Genomic DNA, 19569 nt, shown 5'->3' with positions numbered 1-19569 from the left:
CGCGTTGTCCGTGAAAGCAGCTGGAATGCAACTGGCCCACCTTGTGAGTGGGCCAGGGCTTAGATCCAGGGATACTGGTCGGGCGAGTCGCTGACTCAGCGGATGACGGTGTCACCGAAGTGGCGAGAGAAGCGCGGTTGGCCGTTCCAGGCGGTGACGCCGCCGTCCACGGCGATTTCCTGCCCTGTTACATAAGAGGCCATGTCAGAGGCCAGGAACAGCATGACCTTGGCGATTTCGATCGGCTGACCGGCGCGTGCCATGGGGATGTTGTGCAGGTACTCCTCGAGGGCACCAGGGTGGCCACGCAGTGGCGTGGTCAACGGCGTTTCGATCAGTCCGGGGGAGATGGCATTGACGCGAATGCCGTCCTCGGCATAGTCGAGGGCCAGGTTGCGGGTGTAGTTGAGCACGCCACCCTTGGCCGCGGCATAGGCGTTGAAACCATAGTCAGCGCGAGTGCCGGATACCGAGGCGGTATTGATGATGCTGCCGCCCTGTTTCATCAGGTGCGGTAGGGCGTGGCGACAGGTGTGGAACAGGGCGTTGAGGTTGACTTCGATGATCTTGTACCAGTCCACCGGGTCGATCAGGTGGGTGCGGCCGTAGATGCCGTAGCCGGCGTTGTTGATCAGGATGTCCAGGCCGCCGAGTGCCTGCACGGCCTGGTTGATCATGGCCTCGATTTGCCCCGGCTCGGTCAGGTTGACCTCACAAAAGATGGCATCGTCACCCAGTTCGTCGGCCAGCGCCTGACCGCGCTCTGCGTTCATGTCGGCAATCACGACACGGGCACCCTGTTCCAGGAACAGACGCACGGCCTGTTCGCCGATGCCCGAGGCACCTCCGGTGACAATCGCTCTCTTATTGTTCAGCAATCCCATGGGGATCTCCTTTTTTGTGGTGGGGAGGGGCTCAATGGCTCCCGGCTGCGCGGCTAGTGCCACGTTCTTGATGCGCTGGTGGGCCAGTTGTTGGGCTGGCTGGAACAGGGCAGCAAGACATGCAGCCCCAGCCAGAAGGCTGTGCCGGGTGGGATTGAGCCTAGGTAGATGAGCCGGGACGAACTTGGCAGATCACGCCGAAAAGTTGACATTTCTAAGGACGCCGGTCTGTGGGTCGCTGCTGAGCGGCCCCGCGAGACCAGTGCCACGAGTGTTCTGGCCTGACCGTGGTGCTGATGAAGACTGATGAGGTCACCAGCGAGGTACTGCGCCGCACTGACCTGACACGGCCATTGAGGCCCGGCGATCTGGCCGGGCGTCTGCTATGCCATCGCCCCCTGGGCATGGCGCAGGATCAGATCTACCAGGCGTTGCGCCGGGGGCGACAGGGTTCGGTCCGCCAACTGCACGATGGCGCAGTCGATGCGCAGGTCGGCAGGTGAGAGCGCCGGGCGCAACAAGGCCCCAAGGTTCACCAGCCCGTCGTGCCGACCGCCGCGCTTGAGCCAGGAGTTCCAGGTAAACAGCAGGTTGTCGCTGCACAGGGTCAGGTCGCGCAGCAGCGAAAGGTTGTCGCAGGACAGCCCCACTGGCAGCGCCTGGTTCGGTTTCATGCCGAATATCTTGCGCAAGCGCGGGGCCAGCGCTTCGTCGAGCAGCAAGGCGGCCCAGGGGTAGTCCGCTACCTGGCTGGGTGCAGGGGGCGAATCTTGCTGAAGCAGTGGATGGCCCGCTCGGCAGTAGATGGAGGCGGGTTCTGCGGGCAGCCAGGTCAGCAAGAACCGTTCGTCCAGCTCCAGGGCACCAGGGTAGGCGACAAAAAACTCGATGCGCTCCTGCTCCAGATGCTGGCGCAAGTTGGGCGTCTGGCTGGCTTCGATATGCAGTTTCAGTTTCGGGCTTTGCTGCTTCAGCTCGATCAGGGCCTGGCGCACCAGGCCGTCAATGGCCAGCAGACTGGTGCCGAAGTTCAGCTCTCCGGCTTCGGCGTGGGCCAGGTAGTAGATCTCGTCCGACATGTCACGGGCCCGGCCGAGCAAGGACTTGGCTCGCGCGATCAGATGCCGTCCGGCGGCCGTCGGCCTTACCGAGCGGGTGTTGCGGTCGAACAAGCGCAGGCCGAAGTCGGCTTCCAGCGACTGGATGCTGCGGCTGTAGGCGGTCTGCGAGAGGTGGGCCCGCTCGGCCGCGCGGGAGAAGTTCAGCTCCTCGGCCAGCAACACAAGATGCTGAAGCCTCTTTAAGTCGATTGTTGCTCTGGGCACATAAGTTACCTAATAAACATGCATTGGACGCTGATCGTAGGCCGGCACTAGTGTATTGGCAAATGCCGCGTATGGAGTCCGGGTCGCTGATTGATCAGTGCTCAGCATTCGCAATGCGCAGTGCCTGCGTGAGCCAGCGCCCGCTGCGATGATCACGCTAATAACAACAATGCGCACCGCCACGGTGCCACTCTCGTGAGGACAGACTATGAACCAGCACGCCAGCTTTACCCGCATGGATGAAGGCGTCCAGGCCGACTGGGACCTGATCGGCGCCGAATTCCAGCACTTCGTCAAGGCTTTGCCGGATCGCGTCATCGCCCATCTGCAGTTGCTCGGCGGCGACTATGGCGGTTTCCCCATCGATCGCCTGAGCCACTGCCTGCAGACGGCCACCTTGGCCTATCGTGCTGGCCGCGACGAGGAGTACGTGGTCTGCGCCTTGTTGCACGACATTGGCGACACCCTGGGTTCCTACAACCACCCAGAGGTGGCGGCCGCTATCCTCAAGCCCTTTGTCAGTGAGGCCAACCACTGGATGATCCAGAATCACGGGGTGTTCCAGGGCTACAATTTTTTCCACTTCATCGGCATGGATCGCAACATGCGCGAGATGTTTGCCGATCATCCGCATTACGAGTACACCCGCGAATTCGTCGATCTTTACGACAACCCGGCGTTCGATGCGAAGGGCGAAATCCTGCCAATCGAGTTCTTCGAACCGATGCTGCGCAACGTCTTCAGCAAGCCCAAGCACACCCTGTACAAGGCGGCGCTGGAACACGTCATGAAGCAGATCTGAACCCACCCTTGGCCCCGGAGAAACTCATGCAAATCGATTCCCTGAAAGGCAAGGTCAGCGACGCCGAATGGCAACTGCGCGTGGACCTTGCCGCCTGTTACCGCCTGGCCGGCCTGTATGGCTGGACCGACCTGGTGTTTACCCACATCAGTGTGCGCCTGCCCACGGCCCCGGGTGAGCCGGAACAGTTCCTGCTCAACCCCTATGGCATGCTGTTCGACGAGATCACGGCGTCGAGCCTGATCAGGATTGATGCCGAGTGCAACAAGCTCAGCGACTCGCCGTTCCCGGTAACGCCGGCCGGCTTCACCATCCACAGCGCCATCCACGCCGTGCGTGAAGATGCGCACTGCGTGCTGCACACCCATACGCGCAGCGGCGTTGCTGTGAGCGCGCAGGAGTGCGGGATTTTGCCGATCAGTCAGCAGTCGATCTTCGTGCTCAATTCGCTGGCCTATCACGACTACGAGGGCGTGGCGCTGCGCGCGGACGAGAAGCCGCGCCTGCAGGCCAATCTGGGGACGGCGGATTACCTGATGTTGCGCAATCACGGTCTGCTGGTCGTGGGGCGCAGCGTGGCGGACGCCTTTCTGAAGATGTACACCTTCGAGAACACCTGCCGGATCCAGATCGATGCCCAGGCGGGCGGCAAGCTGATCGAGGTCGATCCATCTATTCGCCGCGGGCTCGACGAGGTGTTCAAGCAGGCAACCAGTGGCATGGGGGCCGACATCGCCTGGCCGGCGCTGCTGCGCAAGCTGGATAGGCTCGACCCAAGCTACAAGTTTTGATACCCGTTCACCGGGCGTAGATCGAACAAGGTGCAATCACTTGCGTGCTGCCCCTGAAGTTTTGGTTATTCCTATAAAAGGGGCGACCCGTGCAGGCTAGGCAGTACCTGCCGGTCACGCCCCGGAGAACAATAAATTGAACACGCCCATTGCCGTGCCGACTGACGTCGAGCTCCTGGCTCCCGTTCAGCCCTCCAGTGAGCTCGATGCCGTCGTCCGCAAGGCCGCCTGGCACCTGCTCCCGATCCTCTTTGTCGCCTACCTGATCAACTTCATCGACCGGATCAACATCTCCTTCGCCAAGCTGCAGATGGGCCACGCCCTGGGCCTCGACGATGTGTCTTTCGGCGTTGGGGCCGGGATGTTCTTCATCGGCTACTTCTTCTTTGAAGTGCCCAGCAACATGATTTTGGAGCGTATCGGCGCGCGCCGCTGGGTGCCAATCATCATGGTCGCCTGGGGGCTGGCGACTGCCGCCCTGGCCTTTGTCAGCACGCCGCTGGAGTTCTACCTGCTGCGTTTCTTGATCGGCTTTGCCGAGGCGGGCTTTTTCCCAGGGGTGGTGCTGTTCATGACCTACTGGTTCCCCGCCTCGCACCGCGGCCGCATGATGGCGCTGTTCATGACCGGGCTGGCGATCTCCGGGGTAGTGGGTGGGCCGCTATGCGGGGCGATCATGGAGTTTCTCGACGGCAGTGTAGGCCTGGCGGGCTGGCAATGGTTGATGATTGCCACCGGGGCGCCTTGCCTGCTGGTCGGCGTGGGCATTTACTTTCTGCTGACCGATCATCCCGATCAGGCGCGCTGGCTCAGCAATCGCGAACGGGCCGTGCTTAAAGCCAGCCTGGGTAACCACGAACGGCCCAAGGCTTCGATGCGGGCCGGCTTCATCAACTTCTGGAGCTGGAACAGCGCCTGGATCTACTTCCTGCTGGTGTGCGGTGGTTACGGTCTTTCATTCTGGATGCCGAGCCTGTTCAGCAAGGCCGGCGTAGTCTCGAACGTCGATATCGGCCTGCTGGTGGCCGTGCCCAACCTAGTCGGCGTGGTGGCGATGCTGCTGATCTGCCGGCATTCGGACAAGACCCAGGAGTTCCGCTGGCACCTGACCGGCTGCTTCGCCCTGGCCACCGTTGGCTACATCATCACGGCGAACCAGTTGGGTAGCGTGCCGGGGATGCTGTTGGGCCTGAGCATCGCCCATGCCGGCATTCTCGCCGGGGTGCCGATGAGCTGGACCATCCCCACCCGCATGCTGACGCCCTCGGCGGCGGCCGTGGGCATCGCGATCATTGCTTCGGTAGGCAACCTGGGCGGCTTTGTCGCGCCGGTGCTGACCGGCAAGCTCAGCGACCTCACCGGCAGTCTGGCGCCAGGCTTTTTGGTGATCGCCGGGCTGCTGTTGCTGGGCATGCTGTGGACTGCCATCAGCGTGCGGCTGGTGCGCTGAGCCCCTGTGCGGGGCGTGGGATCTTGATCTTACGGCCGTTGCTGTCGTGCGCTTTTTATGGCGGACCGGTGCAGTGAAATGCGCTGTCTACCGAGAGAACGGACGGATGGGGCAGGGTGGTGAAGCCTTGTTCGAGCGCGAGCGGGTCAGCGCCTTGGCTTCGGCCAACTGCATGGGGCCAGCCTAGCCAGCGACTTAGCGGTCACCTCTGCGTAGCGGCGTAAATCCTCCGATCTTGGATAAATACATCATGAGCAACAAAGCCTTTTTCGCCAGCCTGGGGGGCGCCGTGGCGCTATCCCTGCTGGCGCAAGTTCAGGCGAACCCAACCCAGGAGAGCGATATGTCGAAACCAGAGTGGGTCGATGTAGCTGACGAGCCGCAACACTTCCATCGCTTCGAAAATGACTACGCGCGGGTTTACGACGTGCGTTTCGCGGCGGGCGAGAAATCGCTCTATCACCGCCACAGCCAAGACACCTTCTACGTAGCGGTGCACGCGACCAAGGTCTACGACCAGACGCTCGATGCCGAGCAAGGTGCCGAGCACGATCTGCCTGCAGGGTTCAGCATGTGTCGCGGTCACCTGGGCGAGCCACTGATCCATCAGGTCAGCAACACGGGCGAGGGCCCGATGCGCATGATCGGTGCCGAGGTGCGTAAGCGCCCAGCGGTCACCACTGAGGCGCCGCTGCAAGCCCTGCATCACGAACTGGCGCCGAACATGTTCGACGTCGACCGGGTGCGCATGTACCGCATCAAGCTGGTCCCGGGCATGTCCACTGGCGAGATCCGTTACGGCTTCTCCGCCCTGACCGTGGTGCTGAGCCAGTCGAGCCTGAAGATAGATGAGGCCACCGGCGGCAGTCAGGTCGTTTCCTACGAACCGGGCGACCATGTGTGGCGCGACGGTCCCACCACCCTGACGCTGACCAACGTCGGCGACACGCCCTTTGAAGCCGTAATGGGCGAGTGGCGCTGAGCATAGCCGGCCACCCCGCGTAGGGAGGCTGGCTGTTTTCAGGTGTACACGACGGCGACCCTCATCGATCGCGGTGGCCGCGACGAGGAATACATGGTTTGCGCACGGTTGCGCGACACACTCGAAACTTAAATGAGCAACGGCTGAAGTTGCCACACGGAGCGATAGCATGAAAATTCTGGTGACCGGGGCGAGTGGCTTCATCGGTGGGCGTTTCGCCAAGTTCGCACTCGAACAGGGGCTGTCGGTGCGGATCAACGGTCGGCGACCTGAAGCTGTAGAGCACCTGGTTAAGCACGGTGCCCAGTTTGTTCAGGGTGATCTGGGCGATCCGCTGTTGGTTCAACGGTTGTGCCGAGACATCGACGTCGTGGTGCATTGCGCCGGCGCTGTGGGTGTGTGGGGAAATTACCAGCACTTCTATCAGGCCAATGTCACGGTCACCGAAAACGTCATCAAGGCCTGCCTGGGTCAGAAGGTACGGCGCTTGCTGCACCTGTCGTCGCCGTCGATTTATTTCGACGGCCAAGCGCATGTTGGGATCAAGGAAGGCCAAGTCCCCAAGCGCTTTTCCGACCATTACGGCGCGACCAAGTACCTGGCGGAGGAAAAGGTTTTCGCTGCCGAGGCGCTCGGCCTGGAGGTGATTGCTTATCGGCCACGCTTTGTTACTGGTGCCGGTGACACCAATATATTCCCGCGCTTGATTGATATGCAGCGCAAAGGTCGATTGTCGATTATCGGCAACGGCCTCAATCAGGTCGATTTCACCAGTATGCAGAACCTCAATGATGCGCTGTTCAGTGGCCTAATGGACACCGGCCCGGCACTCGGCAAGGTCTACAACATCAGCAACGGTACGCCGGTGCCACTCTGGGATGCAGTCAATTACGTACTGCAGCAACTCAATCTGCCGCCAGTCACCCGACATCTACCCTATGGCGTGGCATACGCGGCGGCGACCCTAAACGAAACGCTCTGCAAACTGCTCCCGGGGCGACCGGAACCGAGCCTGTTCCGCCTCGGGGTTGCGGTAATGGCGAAGGACTTCTCGTTGGATATCAGTCGAGCGCAACAGCATCTCAACTATGCGCCGCAAGTCAGTGTGTGGGCTGCACTGGACGAGTTTTGCCAGTGGTGGAAAGCGACGCAGAGTGCCCCTCGATTGACTCATTGATACGGCCCGTAAGCTTATATTGGTGGAGATGTTGCCGCGTCAGGGAGATGTCGTATGAGTTGATTTGATGAGCCTCGGCCGTGTCCGGAAGTGAGCGCTAAATCGCTATTGGTGAGAGTCGAACCAGGGCTTGGCGGAGTGACGTTATCCATCCTTTCATATGATATTTTCGGCAATCGGGGTACCGGCGGGAGCTAAGTCATAGCGCAGCAGGCCTTTGACTTCACCCATTTCAGTACCATAAAAAAGCCGACCCTTGGAGGGGTCGGCTTTAATTAGCCTTGAAGGGCTATTACTTGCGGCTGGCTTTGTCCAGCATACGCAGAGCGCGCTCATTGGCTTCGTCAGCAGTTTGCTGAGCCTTCTGAGCGGCTGCCATAGCGTCATCAGCCTTGCGATAGGCTTCATCGGCACGGGCTTGAGCGCGTGCAGCAGCGTCTTCAGTAGCGGTCAGACGTGCTTCAGTTTCTTTGGACATGCTGCTGCAACCGGTAGCCAGAACTGCGGCCAAAGCTAGAGCAGAGAATTTCAGAACGTTGTTCATCGTGTTCCCCTTGAGGTGGAATTTTCCATATAAGCAATTCCCAAACAGTCGGAAATTGGCCGGCGTACATACTACCCATAACTTTTAGTAAGTAAATGTAGGCTGTGCAAGTGCAGCATGTTTTTTTATGCTGGCTAAGGAAGCAGCACAACAAGTTGTGCTGCATTGTATGAAAAATATACAGTTCTCGTGGTTTCTGCCACGTCGTGCCTGCGCTTGAAGGGCTCTGCTACTTCGTGTATCGCAAGCAGGGTTCTGGATAAAATCTGCGGGCGTTTGTAGACGCTGGGCTCCCTGGGCTTTATGGCCAAACACAATGCCGCTCACGGCGCTAAGTGATCCATATTGAGCCGGCCCTGGCTGGAGAGGGCGAGGTATGCACTGTGATTTTTGAAGGTTAGGCGAGAAGTACAACAATAATGGAGGGTTACAAATGCTCGGGAATGCAGGGTTGTTGGTTGGTTTGGCCTTACTGATTTTCATGGCATTGCGTGGGGTGAATATATTCATCGCGGCCTTGCTCTGTGCCTTGGTTGTGGCGCTTAGCAATGGTTTGCAAGCCCCCAAGGCACTACTCGAGTATTTCCCTTTCGGCCCCTTGGGCGCCTTTACCTTTGCCGGCAAGTTCTTCGTGCTGTTTCTTTGCGGCGCCATATTTGGCAAGGTCATGGCCGCAAGCCAGGCGGCCAGTAGTATTGCTCAGGCCATTACGCGCAGTCTGGGCATTGGCCGAACCCTGTGGGTCACCATGCTGGTCTGTGCATTGCTGACCTATGGCGGGGTGGTGGTGTTCGTGGTGATCTTTACCATGTACCCGCTGGGCATCGGCTTGATGCGTGAGGCCAACCTGCCCAAGCGTTTATTCTGTGCAGCCACCGCCTTGGGCGCCGGTACCTTCACCATGACTGCGATGCCGGGCACGCCCTCGATTCACAATGTCATCGCCGCCAGCGCCTTGGGCACCGACCTGTTTGCCGGGGCTTGGATCGGTGTGGCCGCGAGCGTGTTGATGGTGGCGCTGGGCATGGCTTATGTTCAGCGTGAATGGCGCCTGGCGCGCGAGCGCGGCGAAGGTTTTGAGGCCAATGCGCAGGATCTGCGCATGGAGCAATTGGCCAGCGCGCCTGGCGCGGGGCCGCATTGGAGCTTGGCTCTGGTGCCTATCCTGGTGGTGCTGGGCATCATCATACTGCCGCGCTTGCTGTTGTTGAGTGGTGCAGTCGTCCCCGGGCAGGGCATGCTGGGTTCGTTGGTGGGCTTCAGTCAACAGCAGCCCATTCTCTGGCCGAGCCTGGCGCTGGTGGTCGCGACCGGGGTTGCGGTCATGCTGTTCGCTGGCTTGCGGCGCAATACGCTGGGGTTGCTCGGGCAGGGCGCCGACGATGCGATCATGCCGCTGCTGAATACCGCTGCGGTGATTGGTTTTGGTGGTGTGGTCACCCAGACGCCTGGCTTCGCCCAATTTTCCCAGTGGATTCTGGCGGTTGACTTGCCGCCGCTGCTGTCGGTTTTTGCCTCGGCCAGTGTGGTTTCCGGAATCGTCGGCTCTTCCTCCGGTGGCTTGCAGATATTCATGCAGACCCTGGCGCCAAAATACCTGGAAATGGGCGTCGAACCTGAAGTCCTTCACCGAATAGCCGCTATTGCCTCGGGCGGGTTTGATTCGCTGCCACACTGCGGCGCAGTGATTGCCATGCTGATGATCATGGGCTTGACCCACAAGCAGGCTTACAAGGATATTTTCGTGGTGACGGTATTGATTCCGGTGATTGCGGTGCTGTGCTGCATCGCTTTCCTGAGTGTGTTCTAGGCAAGGCGAGGTCAAGATTGCCAGGGCTGTCGGGGCTTCCGTGTACGTCTTCGCCTTTTCCTGAACATGCCTTTGGGTAGGCGCAGCGCTGATGAATGCCGACGATTGCGGCTGCAAGTGCGATGATGGCGAAATGCCGAGGTCGCTTCGATCGGAAAATATCGCTAAGGTGCAGGTATGGTTTGCAGGTTATTTACAGAGGAGTTGCGATGAGCGAGGCGTTGTCCATTCACCATGACCTTAAGGGTCACCAGTTCGAGACCACAGTGGGTGGTGATCGTGCATACCTGGCCTATATGGATCTGGGCAAGCAGACCTTGGATATTTACCGCACCTTCGTACCGAATCCGCTGCGTGGTCGTGGCATTGCCGCAGCATTGACCGAGCATGCCTTGCAGTACGCCGAGCGTATGGATTACACGGTGATTCCTTCGTGTTCCTACGTCGAACGTTATATGGAGCGCCGTCAGCGCCATAGTCTCAAAGGCTGACGATCAGGCTTACAAAAACGCCGGGCATAGCCCGGCGTTTTTGTAACTGCAGCGTTTAGCCGCGGTGGCGCTTAGGCAGTACATCCTTGAGTTTGGCATGCATGCTGAGCAATGTTTTTTCAGTGGTATCCCAGTCGATGCAGGCGTCAGTGACGGACACGCCGTACTTGAGTTCATCGAGCTCTTTCGGGATAGATTGGCTGCCCCAGCCCAGATGACTCTCGACCATCAAGCCAACGATCGATTGATTGCCTTCGAGGATCTGGTTGGCAACGTTGTCCATCACCAAAGGTTGCAGCGCCGGATCCTTGTTCGAGTTGGCATGGCTGCAGTCGACCATGATATTCGGGCGAATACCGGCCTTGGTCAGTTCCTGCTCGCAAACGGCCACACTGACCGAATCGTAGTTCGGCTTGCCGTTGCCGCCGCGCAACACCACATGACCGTAGGCATTACCCTTGGTGGTGACGATGGACACGCCACCTTCCTGGTTGATGCCGAGGAAGCGATGCGGGCTGGAAACCGATTGCAGCGCGTTGATCGCTACGGTCAGGCCGCCGTCGGTGCCGTTCTTGAAGCCAACTGCCGAGGATAAGCCAGAGGCCATTTCGCGGTGAGTTTGCGATTCTGTGGTGCGTGCGCCGATGGCCGACCAGCTGATCAGGTCCTGCAAGTATTGCGGGGAGATCGGGTCGAGTGCCTCGGTAGCGGTTGGCAGGCCCATTTCCGCCAAGTCGAGCAGCAACTGGCGGCCAATGTGCAAACCGTCCTGAATCTTGAATGAGTCGTCCAGGTAAGGGTCGTTGATCAAGCCTTTCCAACCCACTGTGGTACGCGGCTTTTCAAAGTACACGCGCATCACCAGATACAGGGTGTCCGACACTTCTGCCGCAAGCGCCTTGAGGCGTTCGGCGTATTCGTGGGCCGCTTTGATATCGTGAATCGAGCAGGGGCCAACCACGACAAACAAGCGATGGTCTTTACCATCGAGGATGTCGCGAATCACCTGGCGGCCAGTGGCGACAGTGTGCAGTGCGGCATCGGTCAGCGGAATTTCGCGCTTTAGCTGATCGGGAGTGATCAGGGTTTCGTTGGAGGCAACGTTGAGGTCATCGATCGGTAAGTCAGCCATCGTGCTTTTCATCAGGTCAGGGTCGTCAGGTCACGGGTGCCGGCCGCCAGCGATCCCCGTGTGGCGGAGCACAGCCATTTATGAGCACAGCGGGGATACAGAACCTTAGCGCGTTACGGGCGGGCTAGACAATGGGTCTAAGGCCGTTAAACGTAAGGAAACAGGGATTACAGGCTTGCATCGGCGAACTCTGCAGCGTGATGTGCGATCCATTCCTCGGCAATGCTCTCTATCGCCAGATGTCTGCCCAGCTCCAGTTCACGTTGCTGGCGGTAATGTTCGATCTGACAGACCTGTTCGACCATGCGTGCGCGAAATAACGTGTCTTCGTCGATAAAGGCGATGCCAACCAGGTAGTCATCGGACCGTGTGCGGCACCAGGCTACTACCCCAGGGTAGCGTGCCTGCTCGCCCAGCAGTGGGATGCGCAGTTCTATCGCAGTGCCACGACGAAAGCCGCAGCTGGAATTGCACGCCACTCCGCCGAGGCTGATATTGTTCAGGCGTTGTTTGGGGATAAAGGGTTGTTTGCGGAGCACCAACTCCACTGGCATATCACTGGGGTGACGCAGAAAACGTCGCATGACAACCAACTCCCTATGCCGTCAATTTGACACCGTTGTGATTAGTATAGTGAATGGATTGCAACGCACTGACTTTGATGCAGATTATTGTTTTATTGATCGGCCGATCACTGCTCCGGTTATGTTCGCCAGTACAGCCTGTAGCCGTTGCTGGCGGGCACACCTAAACTACTTTGGCGATCCCTCGGGTGCCGGTAGCGAAGCCGCCACACGTCGACGCAACACTTGCCAGTGAGCATAAGATGCCGCAGGGATACCCTGGGAGACTGTTGGTCGCGATTGATCGTATGCCCGATTACCTGCCGAGCATGTCTCACGATTTAGTCCAACCAGGGTCAATGGAATTGCAGGCAATTTACGCCACGCCGCTGAACAGGCGGGTTGCAAGTTGCCGCGTATGCGCGCTTTTTATCAGTCATTGTTTTTTTCGAGCGGCGTAACCAGCAGGATTGAGGGCTGGCAAGAAGACTGCCGCCTCCGGCCTTGCGTGAAGCGGCCTTGCAATCGAACATTTTTCACAGACACCGAGGTAAGCATGAGCAAGGGAATGGGCGACAAGCTGGTGCTGGCGATTTCCTCACGGGCACTGTTCGACCTGCGTGAGAGTCATCGCGTGTATGAGGGGGAAGGGGTCGAAGCCTATCGTCGCTACCAGATCGAGCATGAGGACGAAATTCTCATGCCTGGCGACGCGTTTCCCTTGGTCGAGAAGCTGCTGGGATTGAACACGACGCTGGGTCAGGCGCGGGTGGAAGTGATTCTGGTATCGCGCAACAGTGCTGATACCGGATTGCGCGCATTCAACTCGATCCAGCACTATGGCCTTGGCATCTCGCGTGCGGCTTTTGTCGGTGGGCGCAGCCCTGATCCCTATCTGGCGGCATTCGGCTGCCACCTGTTTCTCTCCACTCACGCCGAAGATGTACGCAGCGCCCTGCGCTCGGGGTTTGGTGCAGCCACTATTCTCTCTGGTGGGGCACGGCGGGCCGCCAGCAACGAGCTGCGTATCGCTTTCGACGGCGATGCCGTGCTGTTTTCTGACGAGTCCGAGCGGGTCTATCAGCAGGGCGGCCTGGAAGCCTTCCAGAGTCACGAGCGCGAGTCGGCTCGCGAGTTGCTTGGCGGGGGGCCCTTCAAGCCCTTCCTGGCGGCGCTGCACCTCCTGCAGCAGGAGTTTCCCGAGGAGGCCTGCCCGATTCGTACGGCCTTGGTCACTGCCCGCTCGGCACCGGCCCACGAGCGGGTGATCCGCACCTTGCGCGAGTGGAATATTCGCCTGGATGAGTCGTTCTTCCTGGGCGGGCTGGAGAAGGCGGCGATCCTCGAGACCTTCGGTGCCGACGTATTCTTCGACGACCAGGCGGGGCACTGCGAGAAAGCCCGCGAGGTCGTTGCTACCGGGCATGTACCGCATGGCGTGAGTAACGAGCCGCAGCTCTAGAATCTCCCGATCTTGGTCTTTTCTATTGCCAGGGCTGGGATCTGCACGTCGCATCCAGCGGGGTGCAGATTCTGTGCATATAACCATTCGTCCTGAATGACCGCAGTTTTGTTGACTTGCAGATGACACTGCTAAGCTCAAGAGAGGCCTGCCAGACGTAGGCAGTCTAGGAGACCGCATGATTCGCTCGATTCTCTATGCCACCGATCTTGGTCTTTATGCGCCCTATGTATTGCAGCATGCCTTGGCGCTGACTCGCGCTTTCAATGCCAGCCTGCATGTGGTGCATGCCGTTGAGCCTATGGGGTTGTTTGCCGAGTCGGTGTTGCAAACCTACCTGGATGAAGAGCGGCTCAAGGAACTGCGCTCTAAAGGCCTCAGTACGGTGATGGCGAGTATCGAGCAGCGGGTGCTGGAGGGTTTTCGTGATGAGCTCGGCGAGTCCCAGCATGAACTCGAAGTGATCCGTTCGGTGCAGGTGGTGCAGGGCGATCCGCCCTTGGTGATTCTCGAGGAGGCGCAGAAACGGGGGGTGGATATGCTGGTCGTCGGCAGTCACAGTCATGGTGCCTGTTCGGATATCCCCTTGGGGCGCACTGCTGCGCGGCTGGTGCAGTTGTCCGAAGTTCCCGTGTATCTGGTTCCAATGCTGCAGCATCGAGCCCGGGGTGAGGCATGAGGCGGTTGTTTACGGTGGCGAATAATCAGCAAAGTTAAATTAATCGTCTAGATTTAATGGTTAAACCATATATATGGTTATATAGCGCAGCCGTCCTGTGGCCGGCTTTTATCTGCTTTGAGGGATTTTTATGAAGCTTCAGCAACTGCGCTACATCTGGGAAGTCGCGCATCACGACCTCAATGTGTCGGCCACAGCGCAAAGCCTCTATACCTCGCAGCCGGGCATCAGCAAGCAGATACGTTTACTCGAGGACGAATTGGGCGTGGAGGTCTTCGCGCGCAGCGGCAAGCACCTGACCCGCGTTACCCCGGCGGGCGAGCGAATCATCACCACCGCCGGAGAAATTCTGCGCAAGGTCGAAAGCATCAAGCAGATTGCCCAGGAGTTCTCCAACGAGAAGAAGGGCACCTTGTCCATCGCCACGACCCATACCCAGGCGCGCTATGCCTTGCCGGCCGTGATCAGCGCATTCATCAAGCAATACCCGGATGTCGCTCTGCACATGCACCAGGGCACACCGATGCAGATCGCCGAAATGGCCGCCGACGGCACCGTGGATTTCGCCATCGCCACCGAGGGGCTGGAGCTGTTCAATGACCTGGTGATGATGCCCTGCTACCGCTGGAATCGCTGCGTGGTAGTGCCTCAGGGGCATCCGTTGAGCAAGCTGCCGAAACTGACCCTGGAGGCCCTCGCCGAGCACTCGATAGTCACTTACGTATTCGGCTTCACTGGTCGCTCCAAGCTCGACGAAGCCTTCGGTCACCGCGGCCTGACGCCCAAGGTGGTCTTCACCGCCGCCGATGCCGACGTGATCAAAACCTATGTGCGGCTTGGCCTCGGCGTGGGTATCGTGGCCAAGATGGCGGTGGACGCCACACTCGATCCTGATCTGGTGGTGCTCGATGCCAGCGATCTGTTCGAGTCCAGCGTGACCAAGATAGGTTTTCGCCGTGGCACCTTCCTGCGTGGATTCATGTGCGATTTCATCGAAAAATTCGCCCCGCACCTGACCCGCGAGGTACTGGCCAAGGCCGTGCAGTGTCACAACAAGTCCGAGCTCGAAGAGATGTTCCGCGATGTCGAGTTGCCGACTTACTGAGTGGCTTGAAAGCAAGAAAAAACCCGGTCACGTGCCGGGTTTTTCTTGTTGATCAGTGCGTCAATTCTTTGCGATCAGGTTGCCGGCGTGCAAGCCGCACTCCTTCTGCGTGGCTTCCTCCCACCACCAGCGGCCTTCGCGCTCGTGCTGGTTGGGCAGTACCGGGCGGGTGCACGGCTCGCAGCCGATGCTGATGAAGCCGCGCTCATGCAGGCTGTTGTAGGGGATTTCCAGCATGCGGATATAGGCCCAGATGTCTTCGCTGCTCATCTGTGCCAGTGGGTTGAACTTGTACAGGGTATTTTCCGGAGTGGAGAAGGCCGTGTCGATTTCCACCACCGCGACCTGGCTGCGGGTACCGGGGCTCTGGTCGCGGCGCTGGCCGGTAGCCCAGGCCTTGACCGTGGCGAGCTTGCGCCGCAGCGGGGCGGTCTTGCGAATGCCGCAGCATTCGCCGTGGCCGTCCTTGTAGAAGCTGAACAGGCCTTTTTCCTTGACCAGTGCCTCTAGTGCCGCCGCGTCGGGGGAGAGTACTTCGATGGCAATGCCATAGTGCTCACGCACCTGCTCGATGAAGCGGTAGGTCTCCGGGTGCAGGCGGCCGGTGTCGAGGCTGAAAACCTTGACGTTGTTGTTCAGTTTCCAGGCCATGTCCACCAGCACCACGTCCTCGGCGCCGCTGAAGGACAGCCACAGTTCATCGCCAAAGTGTTCGAAGGCAAGTTTGAGAATGTCCTGGGGGGATTTGTTGGCGTAGGTTGCGGCCAGTTCGGCTACATCGAATGGGTGGCTCATCGGGCTGGATTCCTGGTTGGGGTGGCGCTAGGAGGATGCCGCCAGGCTGCTGTGCCTGGCATATTTGCGCCCTCGGGACGCTCTGTGCGCCGATGGTAGCAAATAGGCGTTATACCGCTAAATAACCAAGTGCAAGGGTGTCCGTTAGGTTTGGGTATAAGCCTTGCGTTGCGCAGCCTCCAGCGAGCCGCTAGAGTGCCGCCTTCTTTCAAGCTCAATCTAGGAGTGTCCCGTGGAAATCGCTTGTCTCGACCTGGAAGGTGTTCTGGTCCCGGAGATCTGGATCGCCTTCGCGGAAAAAACCGGCATTGAATCGCTGAAAGCGACCACCCGGGATATTCCGGATTACGACGTGCTGATGCAGCAGCGCCTGCGCATTCTCGATGAGCATGGCCTGAAGCTGAACGACATCCAGCAAGTCATCGCCACCCTCAAGCCGTTGGACGGCGCGGTGGAGTTCGTCGATTGGCTACGTGAGCGCTTTCAGGTGGTGATTCTCTCGGACACCTTCTATGAGTTCTCCCAGCCGCTGATGCGCCAACTGGGTTTCCCGACGCTGCTGTGCCACAAGCTGGTGACCGACGAGAATGGTCGCGTGGTCAGCTACCAGTTGCGCCAGAAGGATCCCAAACGTCAGTCGGTGATTGCGCTCAAGAGTCTCTACTACCGAGTAGTCGCCGCAGGCGACTCGTACAACGACACCACCATGCTCAGCGAGGCCCATGCGGGCATCCTGTTCCATGCGCCGGAAAACGTGATTCGCGAATTTCCGCAGTTCCCGGCGGTGCACACCTTTGACGACCTCAAGCGCGAGTTCATCAAGGCGTCCAATCGCGACCTGAGCTTGTAACTGCAGCGGCAAGCTGCAAGCGTAGGGTGAAAGCGGATGACGGTCGTCAATTCGTATCAAGACTCGCTTGCAGCTTGCCGCTACATCCCCTCCAGCGTTTCCAGCAAGACCTTCACCTTGGTGATGGACTCCTGGTATTCCGCCTGCCAGTCGGAGTCGGCGACTATCCCGCCGCCGCCCCAACAACTGATCTGTCCGTCTTTGGCCAGTAGGCTGCGGATGGCAATCGAGCTGTCCAGCTCGCCGCGCACGTCCAGATACAGCAATGAGCCGCAATAGAGTGCGCGGCGTGTGGGTTCCAGCTCGTCGATGATCTGCATGGCGCGGATTTTTGGCGCGCCGGTGATCGAGCCGCCGGGGAAGCTGCCGGCGACCAGGTCAAGGGCGTCTTTGTCTGGCGCCAGTTCGCCCGTCACCGCGCTGACCAGGTGGTGCACGTTGGGATAGCTCTCCAAGGCGAACAGCTCCGGCACGCGCACCGAGCCAATTGTGCAGCTGCGGCCGAGGTCATTGCGCAGCAGATCGACGATCATCAGGTTCTCGGCACGATCCTTGGGGCTGCCCAATAGCACTTCGGCTTGCGCGGCATCCTGCTCGGGGTCGCTGTGGCGTGGGCGCGTGCCCTTGATCGGGCGGGTCTCTACATGACCTTCGCTGACGCGCAGGAAGCGTTCAGGCGACAAACTGATGATCGCGCCGTTGTCCGCCAGTGCCAGGTAGCCGGCGAAGGGCGTCGGGCAGGCAGCGCGCAAGGCGCGATAAGCCGTCCAGGGATCGCCTTGGTAGTGGCTGCGAAAGCGCTGGGCAAAGTTCACCTGGTAGCAGTCGCCGGCCTGGATATAGGCCTGGATACGTTCGATGGCATGGCGATACTCGCGTTCATCGATATCTGCCCGGAATGTCCCCGCCAATTTGAAAGGTGCCTGCGCCTGCGCCTGCGCCTGCGGCGCATCGAACAGCTCGATCAGGCGCTGCTGTTGATGAATGGGCAGTGTTGGATGAAACATCAGCTGGCTGGTGCCCAGGTGATGGTCGGTAATCAGGGCCCAGGCATACAAGCCCAGTTGCGCATCGGCTAAGCCCAGGTCGTCGCTTGCCTGTTCGGGCATGCTTTCCAGCCGCCGGCCGAAATCGTAGCCCAGGTAGCCAATCAAGCCGCCGACGAAGGGCAGTGGGCAGTCGTCAGGTGCTTTGGCCTCGCCCAGCGTCGCCAGGCTGGCGCGCAGGCGTTGCAGGAAGTCATTGGCCGGCTCGTCAGGCGCCGGGATCAGTTCGGCCGTTGGCCAGGCGCTGATCAGGTCATAGCGCCCACGCTGGGCGGCCGGGCGGCCGGCATCCAACAGCACCGCGCCTGGTGCGTGACAGACGACACTGAAATAGGTGGCCGGATCGGCGCTGTAGGGCAGGGCGTGTACAAGGCAATTAGGCATGCGAGGCTTTCAGAGGCGCGCGGCAGGCGATTGTAGAACGCCGGCAACATTCATCCTAGTGCTTCTGTCTGGGGGCTGAGCGGGGAAGAGTTGCCAGGTTCCTCTTTATCCATGGGTCTGCACTGAAATAGCGGCGTCATGCTTGTTGCGGAGAAAGACGGTGTCTGCGGCTGTAAATCCGGCCATGGGCCGGTTACAAAAATACCGCTCACTTCGTTTGAATGAGCGGTATTTCAGGTTTCTCGGGCTTCTTGGGGGCGCCCGCCTGGCTTAGTGGCTGTAGCGTGAAAGCCCTTTAGGCGGTCTGGTTCAGGGCTCTGCTTTGGGTGCGTGGCCAAACAGTTCCTGGGCGAAGCGCATGCGTTCCTCCGGAGTCTCGGTAATGCCTTTTTTCGCCAGTTCGACCAAGCGTGCTTCCACTGCATGGGCGCGGTGAGTGAGGCCGCAGTCGTTGGCGATCTGGATGTTCAGGCCGGGGCGCGCGTTGAGCTCGAGGATCAGTGGGCCTTTCTCCTGGTCGAGGACCATATCCACACCGATATAGCCCAGGCCGCATAGTTCATAGCAGCCGGCGGCCAGCTTCATGAAACCATCCCAGTTAGGTAGCTGCACGCCGTCTACCGAGTTGGTGGTGTCCGGGTGCTTGCTGATCTTGTTGTTCAGCCAGGTGCCGCGCAGGGTGACGCCGGTCGCCAGATCCACGCCTACACCGATAGCGCCTTGGTGCAGGTTGGCCTTGCCGCCAGACTGGCGGGTCGGCAGGCGCAGCATGGCCATCACCGGGTAGCCCTTCAGCACGATGATGCGGATGTCCGGTACACCTTCGTAGCTGATGCTCTTGAAGATGGGGTCGGGAGTGACGCGGTATTCGATCAGGGCGCGGTCACGGTGACCGCCCAGCGAGTACAGGCCGGTGAGGATGCTGGAGATCAGGTGTTCGATTTCCTCATGGCTGATGATTTTGCCGGACACGGTTCGATAGCGGTCCTCGAAGCGGTCGGCGATGACCAGGATGCCGTCACCGCCAGCGCCTTGTGCGGGCTTGACCACGAAGTCCGGGCGGTCGCCAATGATATCGCGCAGCTTGTCGATGCCTTTTTCGGTCTCGATCACGCCATACATTTCCGGCACATCGATGCCGGCGGCAATGGCGCGCTCCTTGGTGATGATCTTGTCATCGACGATCGGGTAGAGGTTGCGCTTGTTGTACTTCAGTACGTAGTCCGCATTGCGGCGGTTGATGCCCATGATGCCCTTGGCTTCAAGGGCCTTCCATGTTTTCCAGAGACCTAGCATG

The 19569-nt window shown here is 59.6% G+C and carries 19 protein-coding genes; 11 read left to right on the top strand and 8 right to left on the bottom strand.

Annotation, left to right across the window (positions count from 1 at the left end):
- Positions 1-95: 95 nt before the first annotated feature.
- Positions 96-884 carry an SDR family NAD(P)-dependent oxidoreductase gene (locus tag LJY18_RS07975; RefSeq protein ID WP_238041288.1) on the bottom strand — a complete coding sequence of 263 codons (789 nt, stop codon included), beginning with the start codon at positions 882-884 and terminating at the stop codon, positions 96-98.
- Between the two features lie 383 nt (positions 885-1267).
- Positions 1268-2209, bottom strand: coding sequence for a LysR family transcriptional regulator (locus LJY18_RS07970; protein WP_330872722.1), 942 nt, complete (start codon positions 2207-2209; stop codon positions 1268-1270).
- Positions 2210-2417: 208 nt separating this feature from the next.
- On the opposite strand from LJY18_RS07970, the gene LJY18_RS07965 reads away from it, so the two are divergent.
- The 5 genes from LJY18_RS07965 to LJY18_RS07945 all read left to right on the top strand — a co-directional run bounded on the left by LJY18_RS07965 (position 2418) and on the right by LJY18_RS07945 (position 7411).
- The gene (locus tag LJY18_RS07965) at positions 2418-3011 is read left to right on the top strand and encodes an HD domain-containing protein (RefSeq protein ID WP_238041286.1); all 594 of its coding nucleotides are present in this window, start codon (positions 2418-2420) and stop codon (positions 3009-3011) included.
- A gap of 8 nt (positions 3012-3019) precedes the next feature.
- Entirely contained in the window at positions 3020-3802 is a 783-nt protein-coding gene (locus LJY18_RS07960; RefSeq protein ID WP_442964475.1) for a class II aldolase/adducin family protein, read from the top strand.
- 136 nt (positions 3803-3938) lie between these two features.
- Positions 3939-5252: an MFS transporter gene (locus tag LJY18_RS07955; RefSeq protein WP_238041284.1), complete on the top strand. Its 1314-nt coding sequence runs from the start codon at positions 3939-3941 to the stop codon at positions 5250-5252.
- A gap of 250 nt (positions 5253-5502) precedes the next feature.
- The gene (locus LJY18_RS07950) at positions 5503-6234 is read left to right on the top strand and encodes a hypothetical protein (protein WP_238041283.1); all 732 of its coding nucleotides are present in this window, start codon (positions 5503-5505) and stop codon (positions 6232-6234) included.
- Between the two features lie 169 nt (positions 6235-6403).
- Positions 6404-7411 (top strand): NAD-dependent epimerase/dehydratase family protein, encoded by a 1008-nt coding sequence (locus LJY18_RS07945; protein WP_238041282.1) that lies wholly within the window; start codon positions 6404-6406, stop codon positions 7409-7411.
- Between the two features lie 292 nt (positions 7412-7703).
- On the opposite strand, the gene LJY18_RS07940 is transcribed toward LJY18_RS07945, so the two are convergent.
- On the bottom strand, positions 7704-7955 hold the full coding sequence (locus LJY18_RS07940; protein ID WP_238041281.1) for an Lpp/OprI family alanine-zipper lipoprotein: 252 nt from the start codon (positions 7953-7955) through the stop codon (positions 7704-7706).
- 433 nt (positions 7956-8388) lie between these two features.
- On the opposite strand from LJY18_RS07940, the gene LJY18_RS07935 reads away from it, so the two are divergent.
- Together LJY18_RS07935 and LJY18_RS07930 are read left to right on the top strand one after the other, a co-directional pair.
- The gene (locus tag LJY18_RS07935) at positions 8389-9765 is read left to right on the top strand and encodes a GntP family permease (protein ID WP_238041280.1); all 1377 of its coding nucleotides are present in this window, start codon (positions 8389-8391) and stop codon (positions 9763-9765) included.
- A gap of 209 nt (positions 9766-9974) precedes the next feature.
- Positions 9975-10256, top strand: a complete 282-nt coding sequence (locus LJY18_RS07930; protein WP_238041279.1) for a GNAT family N-acetyltransferase — start codon at positions 9975-9977, stop codon at positions 10254-10256.
- 55 nt (positions 10257-10311) lie between these two features.
- Here the strand turns inward: LJY18_RS07930 and LJY18_RS07925 are convergent, their stop codons facing one another.
- Together LJY18_RS07925 and LJY18_RS07920 are read right to left on the bottom strand one after the other, a co-directional pair.
- Entirely contained in the window at positions 10312-11388 is a 1077-nt protein-coding gene (locus LJY18_RS07925) for a 3-deoxy-7-phosphoheptulonate synthase (RefSeq protein ID WP_238041278.1), read from the bottom strand.
- 167 nt (positions 11389-11555) lie between these two features.
- Complete coding sequence (locus tag LJY18_RS07920) at positions 11556-11972, bottom strand: PilZ domain-containing protein (protein ID WP_238041277.1); 417 nt, start codon at positions 11970-11972, stop codon at positions 11556-11558.
- Between the two features lie 535 nt (positions 11973-12507).
- Here LJY18_RS07920 and LJY18_RS07915 point away from each other — a divergent pair.
- The 3 genes from LJY18_RS07915 (at position 12508) to cysB (ending at position 15197) form a co-directional block, all read left to right on the top strand.
- Entirely contained in the window at positions 12508-13413 is a 906-nt protein-coding gene (locus LJY18_RS07915; RefSeq protein ID WP_238041276.1) for a 5'-nucleotidase, read from the top strand.
- A gap of 178 nt (positions 13414-13591) precedes the next feature.
- Positions 13592-14092, top strand: a complete 501-nt coding sequence (locus LJY18_RS07910; RefSeq protein WP_238041275.1) for a universal stress protein — start codon at positions 13592-13594, stop codon at positions 14090-14092.
- 130 nt (positions 14093-14222) lie between these two features.
- On the top strand, positions 14223-15197 hold the full coding sequence (gene cysB / locus LJY18_RS07905) for an HTH-type transcriptional regulator CysB (RefSeq protein WP_238041274.1): 975 nt from the start codon (positions 14223-14225) through the stop codon (positions 15195-15197).
- A 60-nt stretch (positions 15198-15257) separates the two neighbouring features.
- On the opposite strand, the gene LJY18_RS07900 is transcribed toward cysB, so the two are convergent.
- A complete protein-coding gene (locus LJY18_RS07900; protein ID WP_238041273.1) occupies positions 15258-15992 on the bottom strand; it encodes a phosphoadenylyl-sulfate reductase in 735 nt (244 codons plus the stop codon).
- 232 nt (positions 15993-16224) lie between these two features.
- Here LJY18_RS07900 and thrH point away from each other — a divergent pair, with 232 nt between their 5' ends.
- Positions 16225-16842, top strand: a complete 618-nt coding sequence (gene thrH, locus LJY18_RS07895) for a bifunctional phosphoserine phosphatase/homoserine phosphotransferase ThrH (RefSeq protein ID WP_238041272.1) — start codon at positions 16225-16227, stop codon at positions 16840-16842.
- Positions 16843-16922: 80 nt separating this feature from the next.
- Here thrH and pabB read toward each other — a convergent pair whose 3' ends face one another.
- Positions 16923-18272 (bottom strand): aminodeoxychorismate synthase component I, encoded by a 1350-nt coding sequence (gene pabB / locus LJY18_RS07890; RefSeq protein ID WP_238041271.1) that lies wholly within the window; start codon positions 18270-18272, stop codon positions 16923-16925.
- Positions 18273-18581: 309 nt separating this feature from the next.
- Complete coding sequence (locus tag LJY18_RS07885; protein ID WP_238041270.1) at positions 18582-19568, bottom strand: alpha-L-glutamate ligase-like protein; 987 nt, start codon at positions 19566-19568, stop codon at positions 18582-18584.
- Between the last annotated feature and the right edge of the window lies 1 nt (position 19569).

It is taken from the genome of Pseudomonas sp. MMS21 TM103 (assembly GCF_022132145.1).
GTDB lineage: Bacteria > Pseudomonadota > Gammaproteobacteria > Pseudomonadales > Pseudomonadaceae > Aquipseudomonas.
Note: the sequence above shows the minus strand (reverse complement) of the source record. Positions and strands in the feature narration are given on the sequence as shown.